Raw genomic sequence first — 15,665 nt, forward strand, 5'->3', positions numbered from 1 at the left:
AGCCGGCCTCACCTCGCCCTAGGGTGGCGAGGAGGACCGGACGCACCAGGGAGGACCGATCGTGGCCGTGCTCGTCGTGGGGACCCTGGACACCAAGGGCGCCGAGGTGGCGTTCGTGCGCGAGCGCCTCGAGCGCGACGGCGCCACCGTGCTGGTGATGGACGTCGGTGTGCTCGGCAGCAGCGACGTGCCGGCCGACCTCGGGGCGGCCGAGGTCGCCACCGCCGGCGGGGGCGACCTCGCCGCCCTGCGCGAGGCCGGCGACCGCGGCGCGGCGCTGCGCACGATGGCGCACGGCGCGGCGACGCTCACCGAGGGCCTCGTGGCGCGCGGCGAGGTGGACGGCGTCCTCGGGCTCGGCGGCAGCGGCGGGTCGTCGGTCGTCGCCGAGGTGGTGCGGGTGCTGCCGGTCGGGATGCCGAAGCTGCTCGTCTCGACCATGGCCAGCGGCGACGTGTCGGCCTACGTCGGTGAGAGCGACCTGACCCTCATGCACAGCGTGGTCGACCTCGCCGGGCTCAACGTGATCTCGCGCGCCGTGCTGCGCAACGCCGCGGCCGCCGTCGGCGCGATGGCCCGCGCCCACGCCGAGGCCCGCACCGAGGCGCCCGACCCCGGCGGCCGGCCGCTCGTCGCCGCCACGATGTTCGGCGTCACCACGCCCGCGGTCGAGACCGCCAAGGCCGAGCTCGAGTCGCTCGGCTACGACGTCGTCGTCTTCCACGCGACGGGCTCGGGCGGTCGGGCGATGGAGGCGCTGGTGCGCAGCGGGTTCTTCGCCGGCGTGCTCGACCTCACCACCACCGAGATCGCCGACGAGGTCGTCGGCGGCGTGCTCTCGGCCGGACCGGGCCGCCTCACCGGCGCCGCCGAGCTCGGCGTCCCGCAGGTGGTCAGCCTCGGCGCGGTCGACATGGTCAACTTCGGCCCGCGCGACTCGGTGCCCCCGCAGTTCGCCGACCGCACCCTGCTGGTGCACAACGACACCGTCACCCTGATGCGCACCACGCCCGACGAGGCCACCCGCATCGGCCGCACCATCGGCGAGCGGGTCGCGCGCAGCACCGGCCCCGTCGTCGCCTTCGTGCCCACCGGCGGCACCTCGGCCATCGACGTGCCCGACGGCCCGTTCTGGCACCCCGAGGCCGACACCGCCGCGGCCGCGGCGTTCCGCGAGGCGCTCGATGGCACCGTCGAGGTCGTCGACCTCGACGACGACGTCAACGCCCCTGCGTTCGCCCGCGCCATGGCGCAGCGGCTGCACGGCCTCATCTCAGGCACCGAAGGAGACACCCCGTGAACCGCACCGAGGCCCTCACCGCACTGCGCGGCCAGGTCGAGCAGGGCCTGCCCGTCGTCGGCGCCGGCGCCGGCACCGGGCTGTCGGCCAAGTCGGCCGAGGCCGGCGGCGCCGACCTGATCATCATCTACAACTCCGGGCGCTTCCGGATGGCCGGGCGCGGGTCGCTCGCCGGGATGATGCCGTACGGCGACGCCAACGCGATCGTGATGGAGATGGCCGCCGAGGTGCTGCCGGTGGTGCGGCGCACGCCGGTGCTGGCCGGCGTCTGCGGCACCGACCCGTTCCGGCTGATGCCGCAGTTCCTCGACGAGGTGGCGCGCACCGGGTTCGCCGGCGTGCAGAACTTCCCGACCGTCGGGCTCGTCGACGGCGTCTTCCGGGCCAACCTCGAGGAGACCGGCATGGGCTACGACCTCGAGGTCGAGATGATCCGGCTGGCCCACGAGCGCGACCTGCTCACCTCGCCCTACGTCTTCGACGTCGCGCAGGCGCAGTCGATGACCGAGGCCGGCGCCGACGTGCTCGTGCCGCACATGGGCCTGACCACCAAGGGCGCCATCGGCGCGACCACCGCCATCACGCTCGAGGAGTCGGTCGAGCGGGTGCAGGCGATGTGCGACGCCGCCCACGCGATCAACCCCGACGTGCTCGTGCTCTGCCACGGCGGCCCCATCGCCGAGCCGGACGACGTCCGCTTCGTGCTCGAGCGCACCACCGGTGTCGTCGGCTTCTTCGGCGCCTCGTCGATGGAGCGGCTGCCCACCGAGCGCGCGATCGCCGACCAGCTGCAGCAGTTCAAGGACCTCCCCGTCTGAGCCCCGGACCACCCGACCCCGCACCCGAGGAGACCCCGATGCACCGACGCCCGCTGGACCTGCCGACCATGGTGCTCGACTGGGGATCGATCACCTGGTTCGTCTCCCCGAGCACCGTGCCGGGGGCGACGTCGTCCTTCGGCGAGGTCGTCATCAACCCCACCAAGGGCCACGACCGCCACGAGCACCCCGACGCCGACGAGGTGCTCTACGTCGTCGAGGGCACCGGCCGGCAGACCGTCGGCGACGGCCCCGAGTTCGACATCGTGGCCGGCGACTCGATCTGGGTGCCGCGCGGCACGCTGCACTCCACCTTCAACACCGGGTGGCGCCAGCTGCGGCTGATCGCCACCTACACGCCCGGCGGCGAGGAGCAGGCCCTGCGCGGGCTGCCCGACTTCACCGAGCTGCCCGCGGGCGAGGTGCCGGTCTGGGAGCGGCCCACCGCCCCGTAGCCCCGGCGGCGCTCAGCGCTCGACGGCGAGCGTGAGCGGCAGGACGGCGTCGGCCCCGCGCTCGCGCAGCGCGACGGCCGCGCCGGTGAGCGTCCACCCGGTGACGACGAGGTCGTCGAGCAGCAGCAGGGTGCGGCCGGTGAGGTCGCCGCCTGGGACCTCGGCGTCGTCGAGCTGCAGCGAGAACCGCCGCCCGACGGTGGCGACGCGCTGGGCGGAGTTCATGGCGCCACGGCCGGGCTCGACGCCGGGGTCGACGATCGCGTAGCGCCCGACGAGCGGCTTCTTCAGGAACCGCGACAGGTTGGCGGCCAGGTCGTCGACCAGCGCCGGACGGGTCAGCGACTCGACCACCACGAGGCCGTCGACGCGGGGCCGCCAGTCCATCAGCACCTCGACCAGCGCGCGCGCGAGCGTGTCGGGCACCGGCTGGTCGCCCGCCCCGGGGGCGAACAGCGCCCGCAGCGCCGCGCCGTGCCCGAGGTCGGTGAGCCGGGCGACCGCGCGGCCCTCGTCGGCGCCGGTGATCCTGCCCTTGAGCCCGATGCCGATCGCGGCGAGGCCGGTGGGCCACATCTTGCGCGGCTCGACGACGACGCCGGGGCGGGCGAGCCGCTGCTCGGCCTCCTCGACCGCGGCGTCGGAGACCGCCGTGTCGAGGGTGAGCCCGCCGCAGTTGTCGCACCGCCCGCAGTCGGCGGCGGCGTCGGGCGAGGGGTCGTCGAGCTGCTGGCGCAGGAACCGCATGCGGCACCCGTCGGTGGCCAGGTAGTCGAGCATCGCCTGCTGCTCGCGCTCGCGGGCCTCGCGCACCCGGCGGTAGCGCTCCTCGTCGTAGCTCCACGGCTGACCGGTCGACTCCCAGCCGCCGCGCACCCGGCGCACTGCCCCGTCGACGTCGAGCACCTTGAGCATCTGCTCGAGGCGGGTGCGGCTCAGCTCGACCCGCGTCTCGAGCGCCGGCGTCGAGAGCGGACCGCCCTCGTCGTCGAGCACCGCGAGGGTCTCGCGCACCTGGACCTCGGGCGGGAAGCTCAGTGAGCCGAAGTAGGCCCAGATGTCGCGGTCTTCGGTGGCCGGCAGCAGCACCACCGTGGCTCCCTCGGGCGGCAGGCCGCTGCCGCGCCCCGCCCGGCCCACCTGCTGGTAGTAGGCCACCGGCGACTGCGGCGCGCCGAGGTTGACCACGAAGCCGAGGGTCGCGTCGAAGCCCATGCCGAGCGCGCTGGTGGCGATCAGCGCCTTCAGCCGCCCCGAGACCAGCGCCTCCTCGAGGGCCAGCCGCTCGGTGGGCTCGGTCTGCCCGGAGTAGGCGGCGACGTCGTGGCCGCGCGAGCGCAGGTAGTCGGCGACGTCGCGGGTGGCGGCCACGGTGAGGCAGTAGACGATGCCCGAGCCCTGCTGCTCGGCGAGGTGGTCGGCGAGCCAGGCCAGCCGCTGCTGCGCGGTGCGCAGCCGCACGACGCCGAGCCGCAGCGAGGCGCGGTCGAGCGAGCCGCGCAGCGTCTCGACCGGCTCGGAGGAGGCTGCCTGCAGCTGCTCGGCGACGTCGTGGGTGACCCGCTCGTTGGCCGTGGCCGTGGTGGCCAGCACCGGGATGCCGGCGGGCAGCTCGCCGAGCAGGGTGCGGATGCGGCGGTAGTCGGGCCGGAAGTCGTGGCCCCAGTCGCTGATGCAGTGCGCCTCGTCGACCACCAGCAGCCCGCAGGTGGCGGCCAGCCGCGGCAGCACCTCGTCGCGGAAGCCCGGGTTGTTGAGCCGCTCGGGGCTCACCAGCAGGACGTCGACCTCACCGTTCGCGATGGCGCGGTGCGACTCCTCCCACTGCTCGAGGTTGGTGGAGTTGATCGTGACCGCCCGCACGCCGGCGCGCTCGGCGGCGGCGATCTGGTTGCGCATCAGCGCCAGCAACGGCGAGATGATGACCGTCGGCCCGGCGCCCTGCGCGCGCAGCAGCAGCGTGGCCACGAAGTAGACCGCCGACTTGCCCCACCCGGTGCGCTGCACCACCAGCGCCCGGCGACGCTCGACGACCAGCGCCGCGATCGCCGTCCACTGGTCGTCGTGCAGGACGGCGTCGTCGCGCCCGACCAGCCGACGCAGGTGCTGCTCGGCGGCCTCGCGGACGTCGGCCTCGGGCAGGGTGGAGGTGCTGCTCATGCCCCCTGTCTAACAGCGGGCCACGACAGCGCGGGCGGCTCTCCACAGGCAGCCGCGGACGGCGGTCAGTCGCGGGGCAGCACGAGCCGCGGCGCCGTGAGGGCCAAGGCCAGGAAGAGCACCGCCCACAGCCCGGCGCCGAGGCCCAGCCCGGTCGAGGGCTCGTCGCCCGGCCCCACCGGCTCCATGATGCCGGCGCCCAGCGCCAGCAGCCCGGCGCCCGCGAGCAGCAGCACCATCGAGCCGTTGCGCAGGTAGCGGCTGACGCCGTCGTACTCCACACCCGCGGTGAGCCACGAGAGCGCGACGTAGGCGGCGCCGGCGATGCCGAGGGCGAGCACGACCACCCCGATCAGCGCGACGAGGTTCTCGCCGACGCCGCTCTGGTCGCTGAGCAGGGCGATCAACGCGCCCCAAGTGGAGAGGTACTCGTCGGAGCGGACGCCGTCCTCCAGCCGCTCGACCCACGCCATCGGCAGCGCCAAGCAGAGCACGACGCCGGCGAGGACGGCGAACCCGCGGGCGGCCCCCTCGGCGCGGTCGGCCAGCCGTTGCGCGTCGGTCCGCTCCATCCTCGCCATGCCGTGAACCTAACCGGAGCGGGGGCCGATCAGCCTCCCGTCACGTTTCCGGAAGGCTTCCGTAACCCCGGTGAGCAGAGTGGCGCCATGACCTCTCTCGGCACCATCGCGCAGACCCCGGCCCGTCCCGCCCGCCGCACCGCGGTGCGCCTCAGCGAGCTGCCGGCCACGGGCACCGGAACCCCCGGCGACCCGCCGGTCCTCTTCGTCACCAACGCCGTGCGCCCCCGCCCGAGCCTCGGACGTCGCAACGAGGCGCCGCGTCGTCCGGTGCTCTGCGCGGTGCTCGCGCCCCGGTAGGTCTCGAGCCGGGGCCGGCCGGGAACGGCGCCGCGGTCAGGCAGCCGGGCCGCGGTCGCGGACGTCGGCCACCGACGCCATCGCGGTGCGCAGCTCGGCGAGCCAGTCGCCCTCGTGCTGGCCGACCAGCCGCACGCACCACGCCAGCGCGTCGGAGCGCGAGCGGGCCACGCCGGCCTCGACCAGGGTGTCGAGCACCTGCCGCTGCGGCTGCCGCAGCCGGGTCATCACGGGCGCCGAGACGTGGGTCCACAGCTCCTCGTGGGCGCCGTCGCCGGAGCCGAGCCGCACGCCCCACGAGACCTTGCGCTCGAAGCGGTGCTCGGCCTCGCGGGCGATCGCCATGCGGGCCTCGCGGGTCTCCTCGCGGAACGCCCGCGCCCGGCCGGCCCGCGCCTCGGCCCGCTCGGCCTCGGACGCTGCGTCGCCGAGCGCCACGTCGGCCACCGTCACCACGACGGTGACCTCCTCGCGGTCGACCCCGACAGCGGGCGGCTCGACGGTCCACTCCTCGGGCAGCCGGCCGGTGAACCAGCCGCGCACCCTTTCCTGCATCTCAGTTGTAATCATGTAATCAACATTACTTTGCTGCTCAAGCGCCGAGCTCGGCCGCCATCCCCGCGATCACCGCCTCGAGCGCGCGCAGCGGTCGCACCATCACCGTGAACGACGTCAGCCGCCCGTCGGCGCCCCACCGCAGCTGGTCGATGCCGTGCACCTCCCGGCCACCGACCTCGCAGGCGAACTCGAGCACCGCGCTGCCGCCGTCCGGACCCTCGGCGTGCCACTCGTCGAGGTAGCGCAGCGTGGGGCCGAGCACGACCATCGCCGCGCGCAGGTAGGCGGTCGTGATCGCGCGACCCTCCTGCGGCGCGTGCACGGCCGGGGAGCGGAAGACGACGTCGTCGGCCAGCAGGTCGGCCAGCAGGACGTCGAGCTCGGCGGCCGTGGCGGGGTCGGCGGGGTCGGGTGCGGCGGCGATGCGGTGCCAGGCGGCGACCGGCGCGGGGATGGTCATCGCGCCAGTCAACCGCCTCCGACGGCGCCCGGCTCGGGCGAGACGGCACAATGGGCCGCGCCGAACCCGGCCCACCCCCTCTCCCGCCGCAGGAGCCACCCATGTCCGACCCCGCCACCGAGGCGCCCGAGCGGCCCTGGCCGGTGCGGGTGCTGCTGCGGTGGCGGGCGGTCCTGGTGCTGGTGCCGTTGCTCGCCGGGCTGCTGATCGCGGCCGCCGTCGGCGCGAACATGCTGCGGGCCGAGCCCGAGCGCGACGACACCGTTCCCGACGTCACCTGCTGGGACGGCGCGCAGCGCCCCGCCGCCGAGTGCACCGAGCCCACCGGCGTCGCCGGCCTGCGCTGGGTCTTCCCGTCGGTGGATCCCGACGAGTGCCGCCAGGTGCAGGCCCGCGGCAAGAACGCCGCGTCGGTGGTGCAGCTGGTCTGCCGCACCACCTTCGCCGCCCAGACGGTGCGCATCACCTACACCCGGCGGCCCTCGGCCGGCGCGTCGAAGGCGGCACTGCGCAAGAGCTTCGGCAACGCCGAGCCCTCCACCGCCGCCGGCGGCGACCGGCTCTCCTACCGGGCGCGCGACGGCGACGGTCTGCTCACGGCCCGCGTCGGGGTCACCTACGCCGACCACCCGTTCTCGGTGATCGTCGAGGCGCCCGACTCCGGCCTGCGCGACCGGGCGCTGCGCTCGCTCGTGCGCTTCCGCCCTGCCGACCAGGTGCGGGTGCGGCCCGAGACCGAGGCCTGAGACCCAGCCGGTCGTCGGCCGGTCGTCAGCCGGTCGTCAGCGGCATCAGCGCCGCCGCGTCGCAGCCCGCGTCGGGCACGGGCGGCAGCCGCAGCAGCGTGAGGGCGACGTCGGCGAGGTCGCAGCTGCGCACCGGCGGTCGCGCCGCGTCGTAGCCGGGTCGCCCCCGGCCGGGGTCGGCCAGGCCGGGCGACAGCTCGTACAGGTCGCCTGCGGGCACGCCGGGGCCGGCGACCACGAACGGGATCGTGTAGTTGACCGGGTCGGCGGGGTCGCGGTGACGTGACCCGCTGCCGCCGTGGTCGGCGGTCAGGACGACGGCGGTGCGGTCGCGCAGCGCGGGCACGTCGCCGACCACCCGCAGCAGCCGGCCGATCACGCGGTCGGCTTCGCGGACGGCGTCCAGGTAGGCCGGCGAGAGCCAGCCGGCGGCGTGCCCGGCCTCGTCGGGGCCGGCGAGGTGCACGAAGGTGACGGTGGGCTGCCGGCGCGCGAGGTCGCGCGTGGCGAGCCGGGCGAGCCGCTCGGTGTCGGGCTCGACCACGCTGCGGTCGACCGCGTCGGGCCACGACAGCGCGAAGATGCCGAGCTTGACCTTGCCGGTGAACACCGCGCTCGACCCGCCGGCCTCGTCGACCACGCTGAACAGCGAGGCGACCGGGCCGCCGGCGGCCACCTGCACCGTGCCGCGCAGGCGGTCGTCGTTCCAGTCGACGCCGTGCCCGCCGGCGGCCGGGTCGACCGGCCGGCCGGTGACCATGCCGACGTGGTTGGGCAGCGTCTGGGTCGACTCCAGCTCGGTGCGCGCGTTCAGCGTGCCCGCGCCCTCGCGCAGCAGCCGCCGCAGCGCGGGCACCTCGTCGGGGCCGAGCACGTCGAGGACGTCGGGGGTCAGCCCGTCGACCGAGATCGCCACGACGTGCTCGATGTCGGCGGGCTCGGCGGGGTCGGGGGACCTCGTCGGGTTCGCCGGATCGGTCGGCTCGGCGGGCTCGGTCGGCTCGGTCGGTCTCGTCGGCCCCGTCCGCTCGGGGGTCGCCGGCGCGGACGTCGCCGCCGTCCGGTCGGGCGCGCCGGAGGACGGCTCGGCCGGGCCGGCGCCGTCGTCCCCGCCGGAACAGCCCGCCAGCGCCAGGACGCCGGCCGCCACGAGCGCGACGGCGCGCCGGGTCATCGCCGGGTCATCGCCGGGTCATCGCTGGGTCATCGGCGGGTCAGCGCCCGCGGACGGCGGCGGCGACGGCCGTGGGCACGTCGGGGTGGAAGACGTTGGGGACGATGAAGCTGGGGTTGAGCTCGTCGTCCTTGACGACCAGGGCGATCGCCTCGGCCGCCCGCAGCAGCATGTCGACGGTGATCTCGTGGGCACGGGCGTCGAGCAGGCCGCGGAAGACGCCGGGGAAGGCGAGCACGTTGTTGATCTGGTTGGGGTAGTCCGACCGGCCGCTCGCGACCACCGCGGCGTAGCGCCCGGCCTCGCCGGGGTCGACCTCGGGGTCGGGGTTGGCGAGGGCGAAGACGACGGCGCGGTCGGCCATGTCGGCGATCCACTCCGGCTGCAGGATGCCGGGTGCGCTGACGCCGATGAAGACGTCGGCGCCGCCGTCGCTGGCCAGCGCGTCGTGCAGGCTGCCGGTGACGCCGCGGGGGTTGGTGACCTTGGCCAGCTCGTGCTGCGCCGGCGAGAGTCCCTCGCCGTCGGCGGTGAGGCAGCCGTCACGGTCGCAGACCACGACGTCGGTGACGCCGGCCGCGAGCAGCAGGGTGACGATCGCGGTGCCGGCGGCGCCCGCGCCCGCGACGACCACCCGCGCCTCGGCCAGCTGCTTGTGCACCACGCGCATCGCGTTGGTGAGCGCGGCCAGCACCACGATCGCCGTCCCGTGCTGGTCGTCGTGGAAGACGGGGATGTCGAGCCGCTCGCGCAGCCGCTGCTCGATCTCGAAGCAGCGGGGGGCGGCGATGTCCTCCAGGTTGATGCCGCCGAAGCCGGGGGCGATGAGCTCGACGGTGCGCACGATCTCGTCGGTGTCCTGGGTGTCGAGGCAGATCGGCCAGGCGTCGATGCCGGCGAACCGCTTGAACAGGGCCGCCTTGCCCTCCATGACCGGCAGCGCCGCCCCGGGGCCGATGTTGCCGAGCCCGAGCACCGCCGAGCCGTCGGTGACCACGGCCACCGAGTTGCCCTTGATCGTCAGCCGGCGCACGTCGTCCGGGTTCTCGTAGAGCGCCTGGCTGACCCGGCCGACGCCCGGGGTGTAGGCCATCGAGAGGTCGTCGCGGTTTTTCAGCGGCACCCGCGAGGCGACCTCGATCTTGCCGCCGATGTGCAGCAGGAAGGTGCGGTCGCTGACCTTGTAGACCTCCACGCCCTCGACGGCGTCGACCGCCTCCTCGAGCTGGTGGGCGTGGTCGGCGTCGCCGGCCGAGCAGGTGACGTCGAGGACGAGCCGGGTGTTGCTCGACTCGGCGACGTCGATCGCGGTGACGATGCCGCCGGCCTCGGCGATCGCGGTGGCCACCGAGCCGACCACGCGGTGGTCGGGCGCGGTGTGCAGGCGCATGGTGATCGAGTACGACGACGTGGTGGCGGTCCGGGGCACGGCCACACCCTGCCAGCCCGGCCCCGGCGACGACAGTCGCGCCGGTGACCCCCGGGTAACCGGCGGCTCAGCGGACGCCGAGGTGCGCGAGCAGGTTCTTGCTGAACCGGTCGCCCATGGTGGCGATGACGCCGCGCATCGTGCTGCGCACCGCCGGTCCGGAGACCCGCGGCAGCGGCAGGTCGATGCAGATCTCGAGGCTGATCTCGAGCATCACGGCCGGCTGGCCGGCGTCCTCGTGGTCGGTGAGGTTGTACCAGCCGTGGACGCCGGCCCGCTCCTTCGCGCCGGGAGGCGGGTCGTGGTCGAACTCGATGCGCTCGCCCTCCTTGAGCGTCATCCGCTCGGTGAAGGTGGCGGCGAACCCCTTGCCGAGCACGCTGAGGCCCGACATGTGCCAGACCCAGTGGTCGTCGCCGACCGGCTCGATGCGCTTGATGAAGGGGGTGAAGCGGGCGACGAGGTCGGGGTCGATCAGCACGTCCCAGACCTGGTCGCGCTCAACCGGCACGACCGCCCGGGCCGTGGTCGAGGAGGTGAAGGTGCTCACGGGGTGCTCGGCGCGGTCAGGCGGCGAGCGCCTTCTCGACGTCGGCGGCGAGGTCGGCGGGGTCGGTCTTGGGCGAGTAGCGGCCGACCACCTGGCCGTCCTTGCCCACGAGGAACTTGGTGAAGTTCCACGGGATGCGGCCCATCAGCCCCCGCTCCTCCTTCTTCAGCCATTTGTACAGCGGGTGGGCGTCCTTGCCGTTGACCTTGATCTTGCTGAACATCGGGAAGGAGACGCCGTAGTTCTTCTGGCAGAACGCGCCGACCTCGTCGTCGCTGCCGAGCTCCTGCTTGAACTGGTCGCTCGGGAAGCCGAGCACGGTGAAGCCCTGGTCGCCGAAGCGGTCGTAGAGCTGCTGGAGGCCGTCGAACTGGGGCGTGAAGCCGCACTTGGAGGCGGTGTTGACCACCAGCACGACCTGGCCGGCGTAGGCCGACAGGTCGACGTCGCGACCGTCGAGGCTGGTCGCACTGAAGTCCTGCAGGGAGGTCATGCCCCCGAGTCTGGCAAACCGCGCGTCACCCCTGCGGGTCAGCGCCCGTCATGCGGCCGGCGGTCCACGGCGCGTCCCACGGGGTGCCGAACGGGCCACCGGTCGCGACCTCCTCGAGCGGACGACGCACCCGCGGCCGCTGCTCGCGCTCGGCGTCGCGCTTGGGCACCTCGGCGGCGTCGCCCCGTGCGCCCACGGCGACGCCGGTCATCAGCCGGACGCCGTCGGGTACGCCGAGCGCGGCCGCCGCGGCGTCGGCGTCGAAGCCGGCGAACTGGTGGGCGTGCAGGCCCATCGCCCGCGCCTGCAGGGTCAGGTGCGCGACGGCCTGGCCGAGGTCGTGGTGGGCGTGGGGCGCGTGGGCGGTGTCCTTGAGCTCGTCGAGCCGGCACCCGGCGAGCACGACCAGCGAGGCCCGTGGCACCCACCCGGAGTTGCCGCGGGACAGGTGGGGCACGAGGGCGGCGTGGGCCGCGCTCCCCCGCGGCGCGACGACGAGCGCCCACGGCTGGGAGTTGCCACGGCTGGGGGCCCAGCGGGCGGCCTCGAGCAGCAGGGCGACGTCGTCGCGGCCGAGCGTGTGGGCGGGGTCGAAGACGCTGGGGCTCCAGCGGGAGCGCAGCGGCTCGGCCAGGCCCTCGGCGTCCGGGGTGGGGGCCTGGGTCACGAGCTCACGCGGGCCAGACCGTGCCGGTCGCGCCGGCCACGTAGTCGACGAAGTCCCGGCGCTGGTCGGGGTCGGTCGGCCGCTGCACGAGGAACGTGGTGGGTCGCGGGGCCCGGTCGTGCCAGAAGTGGTGGGTGCCGTCGGAGTCGGGACGGGCCGCCACCAGCCACACGGCGGTGTCGGCGCCGCCCTCGGCGTCGCGCAGCAGCGGGCCCATCACCTTGTCGAAGCCCGGGAGGCTGTCGGTGACACCGGGGGTCGCGGCCCAGCCGGGGTGACAGCTCTCGACCCGCACCTCGCCGCCGCGCAGCCGGTCGTTCCAGGCGTCGGCCAGCTCGACCTGCATGCGCTTGGTGCGGGCGTAGGCCCGGATGCCGCGGTAGCCCGCGGGTCCGCCGTCGCGGTACTCGATCGTCTCGGGCGTGGTGCGCAGGCCGGCGCTGTACATGCCGCCCGACGACATCCACACCACGCTGCCGCCCGCGCGGCCCAGCTGCGGCAGCAGGCGCTCGGTCATCAGGTGCGGGCCGAGCACGTGCACGGCCAGCGTCATCTCGTGGCCCTGCGGCGACTCGGTGCGCTCGTCGAGCATCACGCCGGCGTTGTGCACCAGGCCGCGCAGGCCGTCGCCCGACGCGTCGAGCCGGGCGGCGAGGTCGTCGCACCAGGCGCGGACGGCGTCGAGGTCGCCGACGTCGCAGACCTCCTCGACCAGCTCGGCGGTCGGCATCGCCGCGCGCACGTCGGCCAGCACCCGCGCGATCTTCTCCGGGTTGCGGCCCAGCACGTGCACGGTGGCGCCGAGGGAGGCGAAGGAGGTGACCATCGCCTCGCCCAGGCCGGACGTCGCCCCGGTGACGACGACCCGCTGACCGGCCAGGCTGCCGGGCTCGGGGTCGGCGGGCCACCAGCGGCGGCGCAGGGCCGGACCGAGCCTGGTGTAGCCGACCAGGGAGCGGTCGAGCACCGCGTCGAGGACGGGCAGGAGACGATCGTGGGAGGCCACGCGAGGAGCCTAGGAGCGGCCCCGCACCCCGTCGGGGTGAGGCACCCGGAGAGACCGTCCCCCGCTCTCCCCCCACGGTCGAACGGGGGACGGCCCGGGTCAGGCTATCGGACGCAGGCGAGCCCCGACGAGGTCAGACGCACGAAAGTGGACACTCGTGCGCTCTACTGCACAGTAACGTAGGTCACACGACCGGTTCGGCACCCTTACAAGCGAAGCCTAGTGGGGCGCGAGGGGGAGCGTGAACGCGACCGTGACGCCCGACGTCGGGCCGCCGTCGATCCAGATGCGACCCCCGTGCCACTCCACGATGCTGCGGCTGACGGCCAGGCCGATGCCCGAGCCGGTGACCGCGGTGGTCGACGAGCCGCGCGAGTGCAGGCTGAAGACCCGTTCGCGCTCGGCCGCCGGGATCGGCGGGCCGTCGTTCGCGACGCACACCGTGAGCGAGCCGTCGTCCGGCTCGCCGGCGTCGATGACCACCGTGAGGTGCCGCCCGGCGTCGCGGTACTTGACCGCGTTGGCCACCAGGGTGGTCAGCACGGTGCGCACGAGGTTGGGCTCGACGGCGACCGGAGGAGCCGCGGCCACGCCGGGGGCCACCTCGATGGTGACGTCGGGCAGCCGCAGCGAGGCGGGGAGGTCGCCGAGCGTCGCCTCGACCACCACGGCGAGCGCCACCGGGCGGCGCAGGGTGCTCTCACCGGCCCCGCCGTCCCCGTCGGCGCCACCGGTCTTGGTCACGGTGAGGGCGAGCAGCGCGTCGAGCAGGGTCGCCATGCGGTCGACCGAGCTCTCACCGCGCGCGGCGAGAGCGCGGACTTGGGAGAGGGCGGTGGCGTCGGGGGTCTCGAGCAGGTCGCGGATCAGCTCGAGACCGGCCCGCACCCCCGCGAGGGGCGTCTTGAGCTCGTGGCTGGCGATGGCGGCGAACGCCTCGAGGTCCTCGTTGGCCCGGGCGAGACGCTCGAGCGCGCCCTCGAGCCGGTCGCGGTCGCGGTGCTGGTCGGTGATGTCGAGGATCTGCGACACGAAGTGCATCGGCCGGCCGTCGGGGTGGCGCACCAGGGCCACCGACAGGTCGCCCCACACCAGGTCGCCGTTCGCGTGCACATAACGCTTCGTCGTCCGGTAGCCGTCGCGCCGCCCGGCCAGGCACTCCTCGAGCAGCTCCACGTCGGCCGCGAGGTCGTCGGGGTGGGTGATGTCCTGGAAGGTGCAGGCGTGCAGCTCGTCGGGCGACCGGCCGAGCATCAGGCACAGCGCCTCGTTGACCCGCGCCCACGACCCGTCGGGCAGCACGACCGCCATCCCGATCGGCGAGCGCTCGAAGGTGAGGTCCCACGCGCGGTCGGCCACGGGGTCCGGCGGCTGCGGCGGGTCGGGGACGAGCGCGGCCGGGGCCGTGAGGACAGGCTCGTCGATCACGTTCGCTCCCTCCCAGCAGAACCCGCCAAGGCTAGGGGCGGGCGCCGCTGGCGTCTCTCACCCTTCGGGGGCGCGGCGGCAGGGCCGGTGTGGCGGCCGCGCGCGGCCGCTGTCACCGACTCCGGTCGAGCTGCCGCCGGACGCGGGAGCCGAGGGCGTGGAGGACGGCGGTCTCGGCGTCGTCGAGGTCCCGCTGGCCGACCGTCCTCTCCAGACGCTCGAACTGGGTCCGGACGACGGGGCCGTGGCGCGGGGGTGCGCGATGAGCCAGGGCCTCGAGCAGCCGGTAGAGCGCTGCGAGGACGAGGGGGTCTGCAGCGCCGTAACGTCGCGGTTGGCCGATCGCCACCTCGAGGAGCTCGTCGAAGTCCGGCCGCGCGAGCACGAGGCGCACGGCGCCGGCGTCGTCGCGCACGAGACGTGGCCCTAGGTCGTGCTCGCTCAGGTCACACAACAGGGCGGCGAGGTGGCCGATGGCGTGAATCGCGGTCGTCGGGTCGTTGATCCCCGGTGACAGGGCCTTGTTGGCGACGTCGGTGAGCTGACGCAGGCCGAAGGAGATGTCCTGGGCGCCGGTCCTCTCAGGACCGCAGCGCACGGCGCGGTCGGTGGCTGCCGTGGCGATCTCGGCGAGCGCAACCACTCCGTCGGTGAGACTCTCGTCGGTCTCCCCCGGCCTCGTGATGGCCCGGTGTCGCCAGGCCCGGCCGACGGGGACGCCGCGCACGACCTGGTCGCCGGGTCGGACGTCGATCGCGATGACCGCGTCGGCCTCCACCGCCGCCCGCAGCAGCCTGCCCTCGGAGACCGAGGTGACCAGGCCCGAGCTCCCCGCCCGCAGCTCGACGGCGTCCCGCGGCGCCGGCGGGGCAGGCACCGCGGCGTCGTCCTTCTCGCCGAGCGTCGTGGCCACGGTTGCCGAGGCCTCCGCGTGCACGCTCTGCAGCATCGTCTCGACACGGATGGTGCGCGTCAGGTGAGCCAGGAACAGCACGAGCATGAAGACGCTGGCCACGACGAGGAGGAACGCCATCGTCACCGACAGCCGGGGCACGAACGCCGCGTCGGAGCCGTCCTCGGACCGGACCAGGCGCAGGACGGCGAGGGAGAACACGAAGGTCGCCAGGAACAGGGCGAGGGTCGCCTGCACGAACAGGTCCCGGGTGAAGGTGCGCAGCAGCCGAGGGGAGAACTGGCTGCTGGCCAGCTGGAGGGTCACCACGGTGAGCGAGAAGGTCAGTGACGTCACCGTGATGAGCGAGCTCGAGATCGCGTCGAGGACGGTCTGCGCAGCCCCCGGCCCGCCGTCGAAGACCACGGCCGAGAGCCACCGCGGCAGCCGGTCGTCGACCGCACGGTCGAGCCGCGGCAGCTGCACTCCCGCGACGATCGCGACCACGAGGGCCAGCGACGGGATCGGCCACAGCTGCGCGCGCAGCCAGTCCCAGCTCGATGCGGCGATCCTCATGGCCGGTCCCCTCGGTGTCTCGGCTCACCGTAGCGATCCCGGCGCGTGCGAGCGCCCCGGCCGGCTGCGCTC

Annotated in this window: 17 protein-coding genes; 5 read left to right on the top strand and 12 right to left on the bottom strand. The window is 74.6% G+C overall.

Annotated features, from left to right (window positions below):
- Positions 1 to 61 precede the first annotated feature (61 nt).
- From ABEA04_RS00080 to ABEA04_RS00090, 3 genes are read left to right on the top strand one after another with little or no spacing between them, the layout of a single operon-like run.
- Positions 62 to 1,300, top strand: coding sequence for a Tm-1-like ATP-binding domain-containing protein (locus ABEA04_RS00080; RefSeq protein WP_345452968.1), 1,239 nt, complete (start codon positions 62 to 64; stop codon positions 1,298 to 1,300).
- Positions 1,297 to 2,118: a phosphoenolpyruvate hydrolase family protein gene (locus ABEA04_RS00085; protein ID WP_345452970.1), complete on the top strand. Its 822-nt coding sequence runs from the start codon at positions 1,297 to 1,299 to the stop codon at positions 2,116 to 2,118. The genes ABEA04_RS00080 and ABEA04_RS00085 overlap by 4 nt, the downstream gene beginning before the upstream one ends.
- 38 nt (positions 2,119 to 2,156) lie before the next feature.
- Positions 2,157 to 2,573 carry a cupin domain-containing protein gene (locus ABEA04_RS00090; RefSeq protein WP_345452973.1) on the top strand — a complete coding sequence of 139 codons (417 nt, stop codon included), beginning with the start codon at positions 2,157 to 2,159 and terminating at the stop codon, positions 2,571 to 2,573.
- Positions 2,574 to 2,585: 12 nt separating this feature from the next.
- Here ABEA04_RS00090 and ABEA04_RS00095 read toward each other — a convergent pair whose 3' ends face one another.
- Together ABEA04_RS00095 and ABEA04_RS00100 are read right to left on the bottom strand one after the other, a co-directional pair.
- Positions 2,586 to 4,733: a RecQ family ATP-dependent DNA helicase gene (locus ABEA04_RS00095; RefSeq protein WP_345452976.1), complete on the bottom strand. Its 2,148-nt coding sequence runs from the start codon at positions 4,731 to 4,733 to the stop codon at positions 2,586 to 2,588.
- Positions 4,734 to 4,798: 65 nt separating this feature from the next.
- The gene (locus ABEA04_RS00100) at positions 4,799 to 5,314 is read right to left on the bottom strand and encodes a hypothetical protein (protein WP_345452979.1); all 516 of its coding nucleotides are present in this window, start codon (positions 5,312 to 5,314) and stop codon (positions 4,799 to 4,801) included.
- Positions 5,315 to 5,401: 87 nt separating this feature from the next.
- Here ABEA04_RS00100 and ABEA04_RS00105 point away from each other — a divergent pair, with 87 nt between their 5' ends.
- Positions 5,402 to 5,614 (top strand): hypothetical protein, encoded by a 213-nt coding sequence (locus ABEA04_RS00105; protein ID WP_345452981.1) that lies wholly within the window; start codon positions 5,402 to 5,404, stop codon positions 5,612 to 5,614.
- Between the two features lie 36 nt (positions 5,615 to 5,650).
- On the opposite strand, the gene ABEA04_RS00110 is transcribed toward ABEA04_RS00105, so the two are convergent.
- Positions 5,651 to 6,169, bottom strand: a complete 519-nt coding sequence (locus tag ABEA04_RS00110; RefSeq protein ID WP_345452983.1) for a hypothetical protein — start codon at positions 6,167 to 6,169, stop codon at positions 5,651 to 5,653.
- A 37-nt stretch (positions 6,170 to 6,206) separates the two neighbouring features.
- Positions 6,207 to 6,632, bottom strand: a complete 426-nt coding sequence (locus ABEA04_RS00115; RefSeq protein WP_345452986.1) for a nuclear transport factor 2 family protein — start codon at positions 6,630 to 6,632, stop codon at positions 6,207 to 6,209.
- Between the two features lie 101 nt (positions 6,633 to 6,733).
- On the opposite strand from ABEA04_RS00115, the gene ABEA04_RS00120 reads away from it, so the two are divergent.
- Positions 6,734 to 7,378, top strand: a complete 645-nt coding sequence (locus ABEA04_RS00120; RefSeq protein WP_345452989.1) for a hypothetical protein — start codon at positions 6,734 to 6,736, stop codon at positions 7,376 to 7,378.
- A gap of 25 nt (positions 7,379 to 7,403) precedes the next feature.
- Here the strand turns inward: ABEA04_RS00120 and ABEA04_RS00125 are convergent, their stop codons facing one another.
- From ABEA04_RS00125 to ABEA04_RS00160, 8 genes are all read right to left on the bottom strand, one after another.
- On the bottom strand, positions 7,404 to 8,552 hold the full coding sequence (locus tag ABEA04_RS00125; protein WP_345452992.1) for an alkaline phosphatase family protein: 1,149 nt from the start codon (positions 8,550 to 8,552) through the stop codon (positions 7,404 to 7,406).
- A 40-nt stretch (positions 8,553 to 8,592) separates the two neighbouring features.
- Entirely contained in the window at positions 8,593 to 9,942 is a 1,350-nt protein-coding gene (locus ABEA04_RS00130) for an NAD-dependent malic enzyme (RefSeq protein ID WP_345455573.1), read from the bottom strand.
- Positions 9,943 to 10,048: 106 nt separating this feature from the next.
- On the bottom strand, positions 10,049 to 10,531 hold the full coding sequence (locus ABEA04_RS00135; protein ID WP_345452995.1) for an SRPBCC family protein: 483 nt from the start codon (positions 10,529 to 10,531) through the stop codon (positions 10,049 to 10,051).
- Positions 10,532 to 10,547: 16 nt separating this feature from the next.
- Positions 10,548 to 11,024 (bottom strand): glutathione peroxidase, encoded by a 477-nt coding sequence (locus tag ABEA04_RS00140; protein ID WP_345452998.1) that lies wholly within the window; start codon positions 11,022 to 11,024, stop codon positions 10,548 to 10,550.
- 25 nt (positions 11,025 to 11,049) lie between these two features.
- Positions 11,050 to 11,691 carry a nitroreductase family protein gene (locus tag ABEA04_RS00145; RefSeq protein ID WP_345453000.1) on the bottom strand — a complete coding sequence of 214 codons (642 nt, stop codon included), beginning with the start codon at positions 11,689 to 11,691 and terminating at the stop codon, positions 11,050 to 11,052.
- A 4-nt stretch (positions 11,692 to 11,695) separates the two neighbouring features.
- Positions 11,696 to 12,697: an SDR family NAD(P)-dependent oxidoreductase gene (locus ABEA04_RS00150; protein WP_345453003.1), complete on the bottom strand. Its 1,002-nt coding sequence runs from the start codon at positions 12,695 to 12,697 to the stop codon at positions 11,696 to 11,698.
- Between the two features lie 219 nt (positions 12,698 to 12,916).
- Positions 12,917 to 14,125 (bottom strand): sensor histidine kinase, encoded by a 1,209-nt coding sequence (locus ABEA04_RS00155; protein ID WP_345453006.1) that lies wholly within the window; start codon positions 14,123 to 14,125, stop codon positions 12,917 to 12,919.
- A 112-nt stretch (positions 14,126 to 14,237) separates the two neighbouring features.
- Positions 14,238 to 15,593 carry a DUF2254 domain-containing protein gene (locus ABEA04_RS00160; RefSeq protein WP_345453009.1) on the bottom strand — a complete coding sequence of 452 codons (1,356 nt, stop codon included), beginning with the start codon at positions 15,591 to 15,593 and terminating at the stop codon, positions 14,238 to 14,240.
- Positions 15,594 to 15,665 lie beyond the last annotated feature (72 nt).

The organism is Nocardioides marinquilinus, from assembly GCF_039543705.1.
In the GTDB taxonomy this organism is placed as follows: Bacteria; Actinomycetota; Actinomycetes; order Propionibacteriales; family Nocardioidaceae; genus Nocardioides; species Nocardioides marinquilinus.

What these genes read in the sequence shown, in the direction of transcription:
- ABEA04_RS00160 (WP_345453009.1), bottom strand. Translation starts at nt 15,593, where the DNA reads ATGAGGATCGCCGCATCGAGCTGGGACTGGCTGCGCGCGCAGCTGTGG.
- ABEA04_RS00100 (WP_345452979.1), bottom strand. Translation starts at nt 5,314, where the DNA reads ATGGCGAGGATGGAGCGGACCGACGCGCAACGGCTGGCCGACCGCGCC.
- ABEA04_RS00115 (WP_345452986.1), bottom strand. Translation starts at nt 6,632, where the DNA reads ATGACCATCCCCGCGCCGGTCGCCGCCTGGCACCGCATCGCCGCCGCA.
- ABEA04_RS00095 (WP_345452976.1), bottom strand. Translation starts at nt 4,733, where the DNA reads ATGAGCAGCACCTCCACCCTGCCCGAGGCCGACGTCCGCGAGGCCGCC.
- ABEA04_RS00110 (WP_345452983.1), bottom strand. Translation starts at nt 6,169, where the DNA reads ATGCAGGAAAGGGTGCGCGGCTGGTTCACCGGCCGGCTGCCCGAGGAG.
- ABEA04_RS00130 (WP_345455573.1), bottom strand. Translation starts at nt 9,942, where the DNA reads ATGCGCCTGCACACCGCGCCCGACCACCGCGTGGTCGGCTCGGTGGCC.
- ABEA04_RS00105 (WP_345452981.1), top strand. Translation starts at nt 5,402, where the DNA reads ATGACCTCTCTCGGCACCATCGCGCAGACCCCGGCCCGTCCCGCCCGC.
- ABEA04_RS00125 (WP_345452992.1), bottom strand. Translation starts at nt 8,552, where the DNA reads ATGACCCGGCGCGCCGTCGCGCTCGTGGCGGCCGGCGTCCTGGCGCTG.
- ABEA04_RS00140 (WP_345452998.1), bottom strand. Translation starts at nt 11,024, where the DNA reads ATGACCTCCCTGCAGGACTTCAGTGCGACCAGCCTCGACGGTCGCGAC.
- ABEA04_RS00120 (WP_345452989.1), top strand. Translation starts at nt 6,734, where the DNA reads ATGTCCGACCCCGCCACCGAGGCGCCCGAGCGGCCCTGGCCGGTGCGG.
- ABEA04_RS00090 (WP_345452973.1), top strand. Translation starts at nt 2,157, where the DNA reads ATGCACCGACGCCCGCTGGACCTGCCGACCATGGTGCTCGACTGGGGA.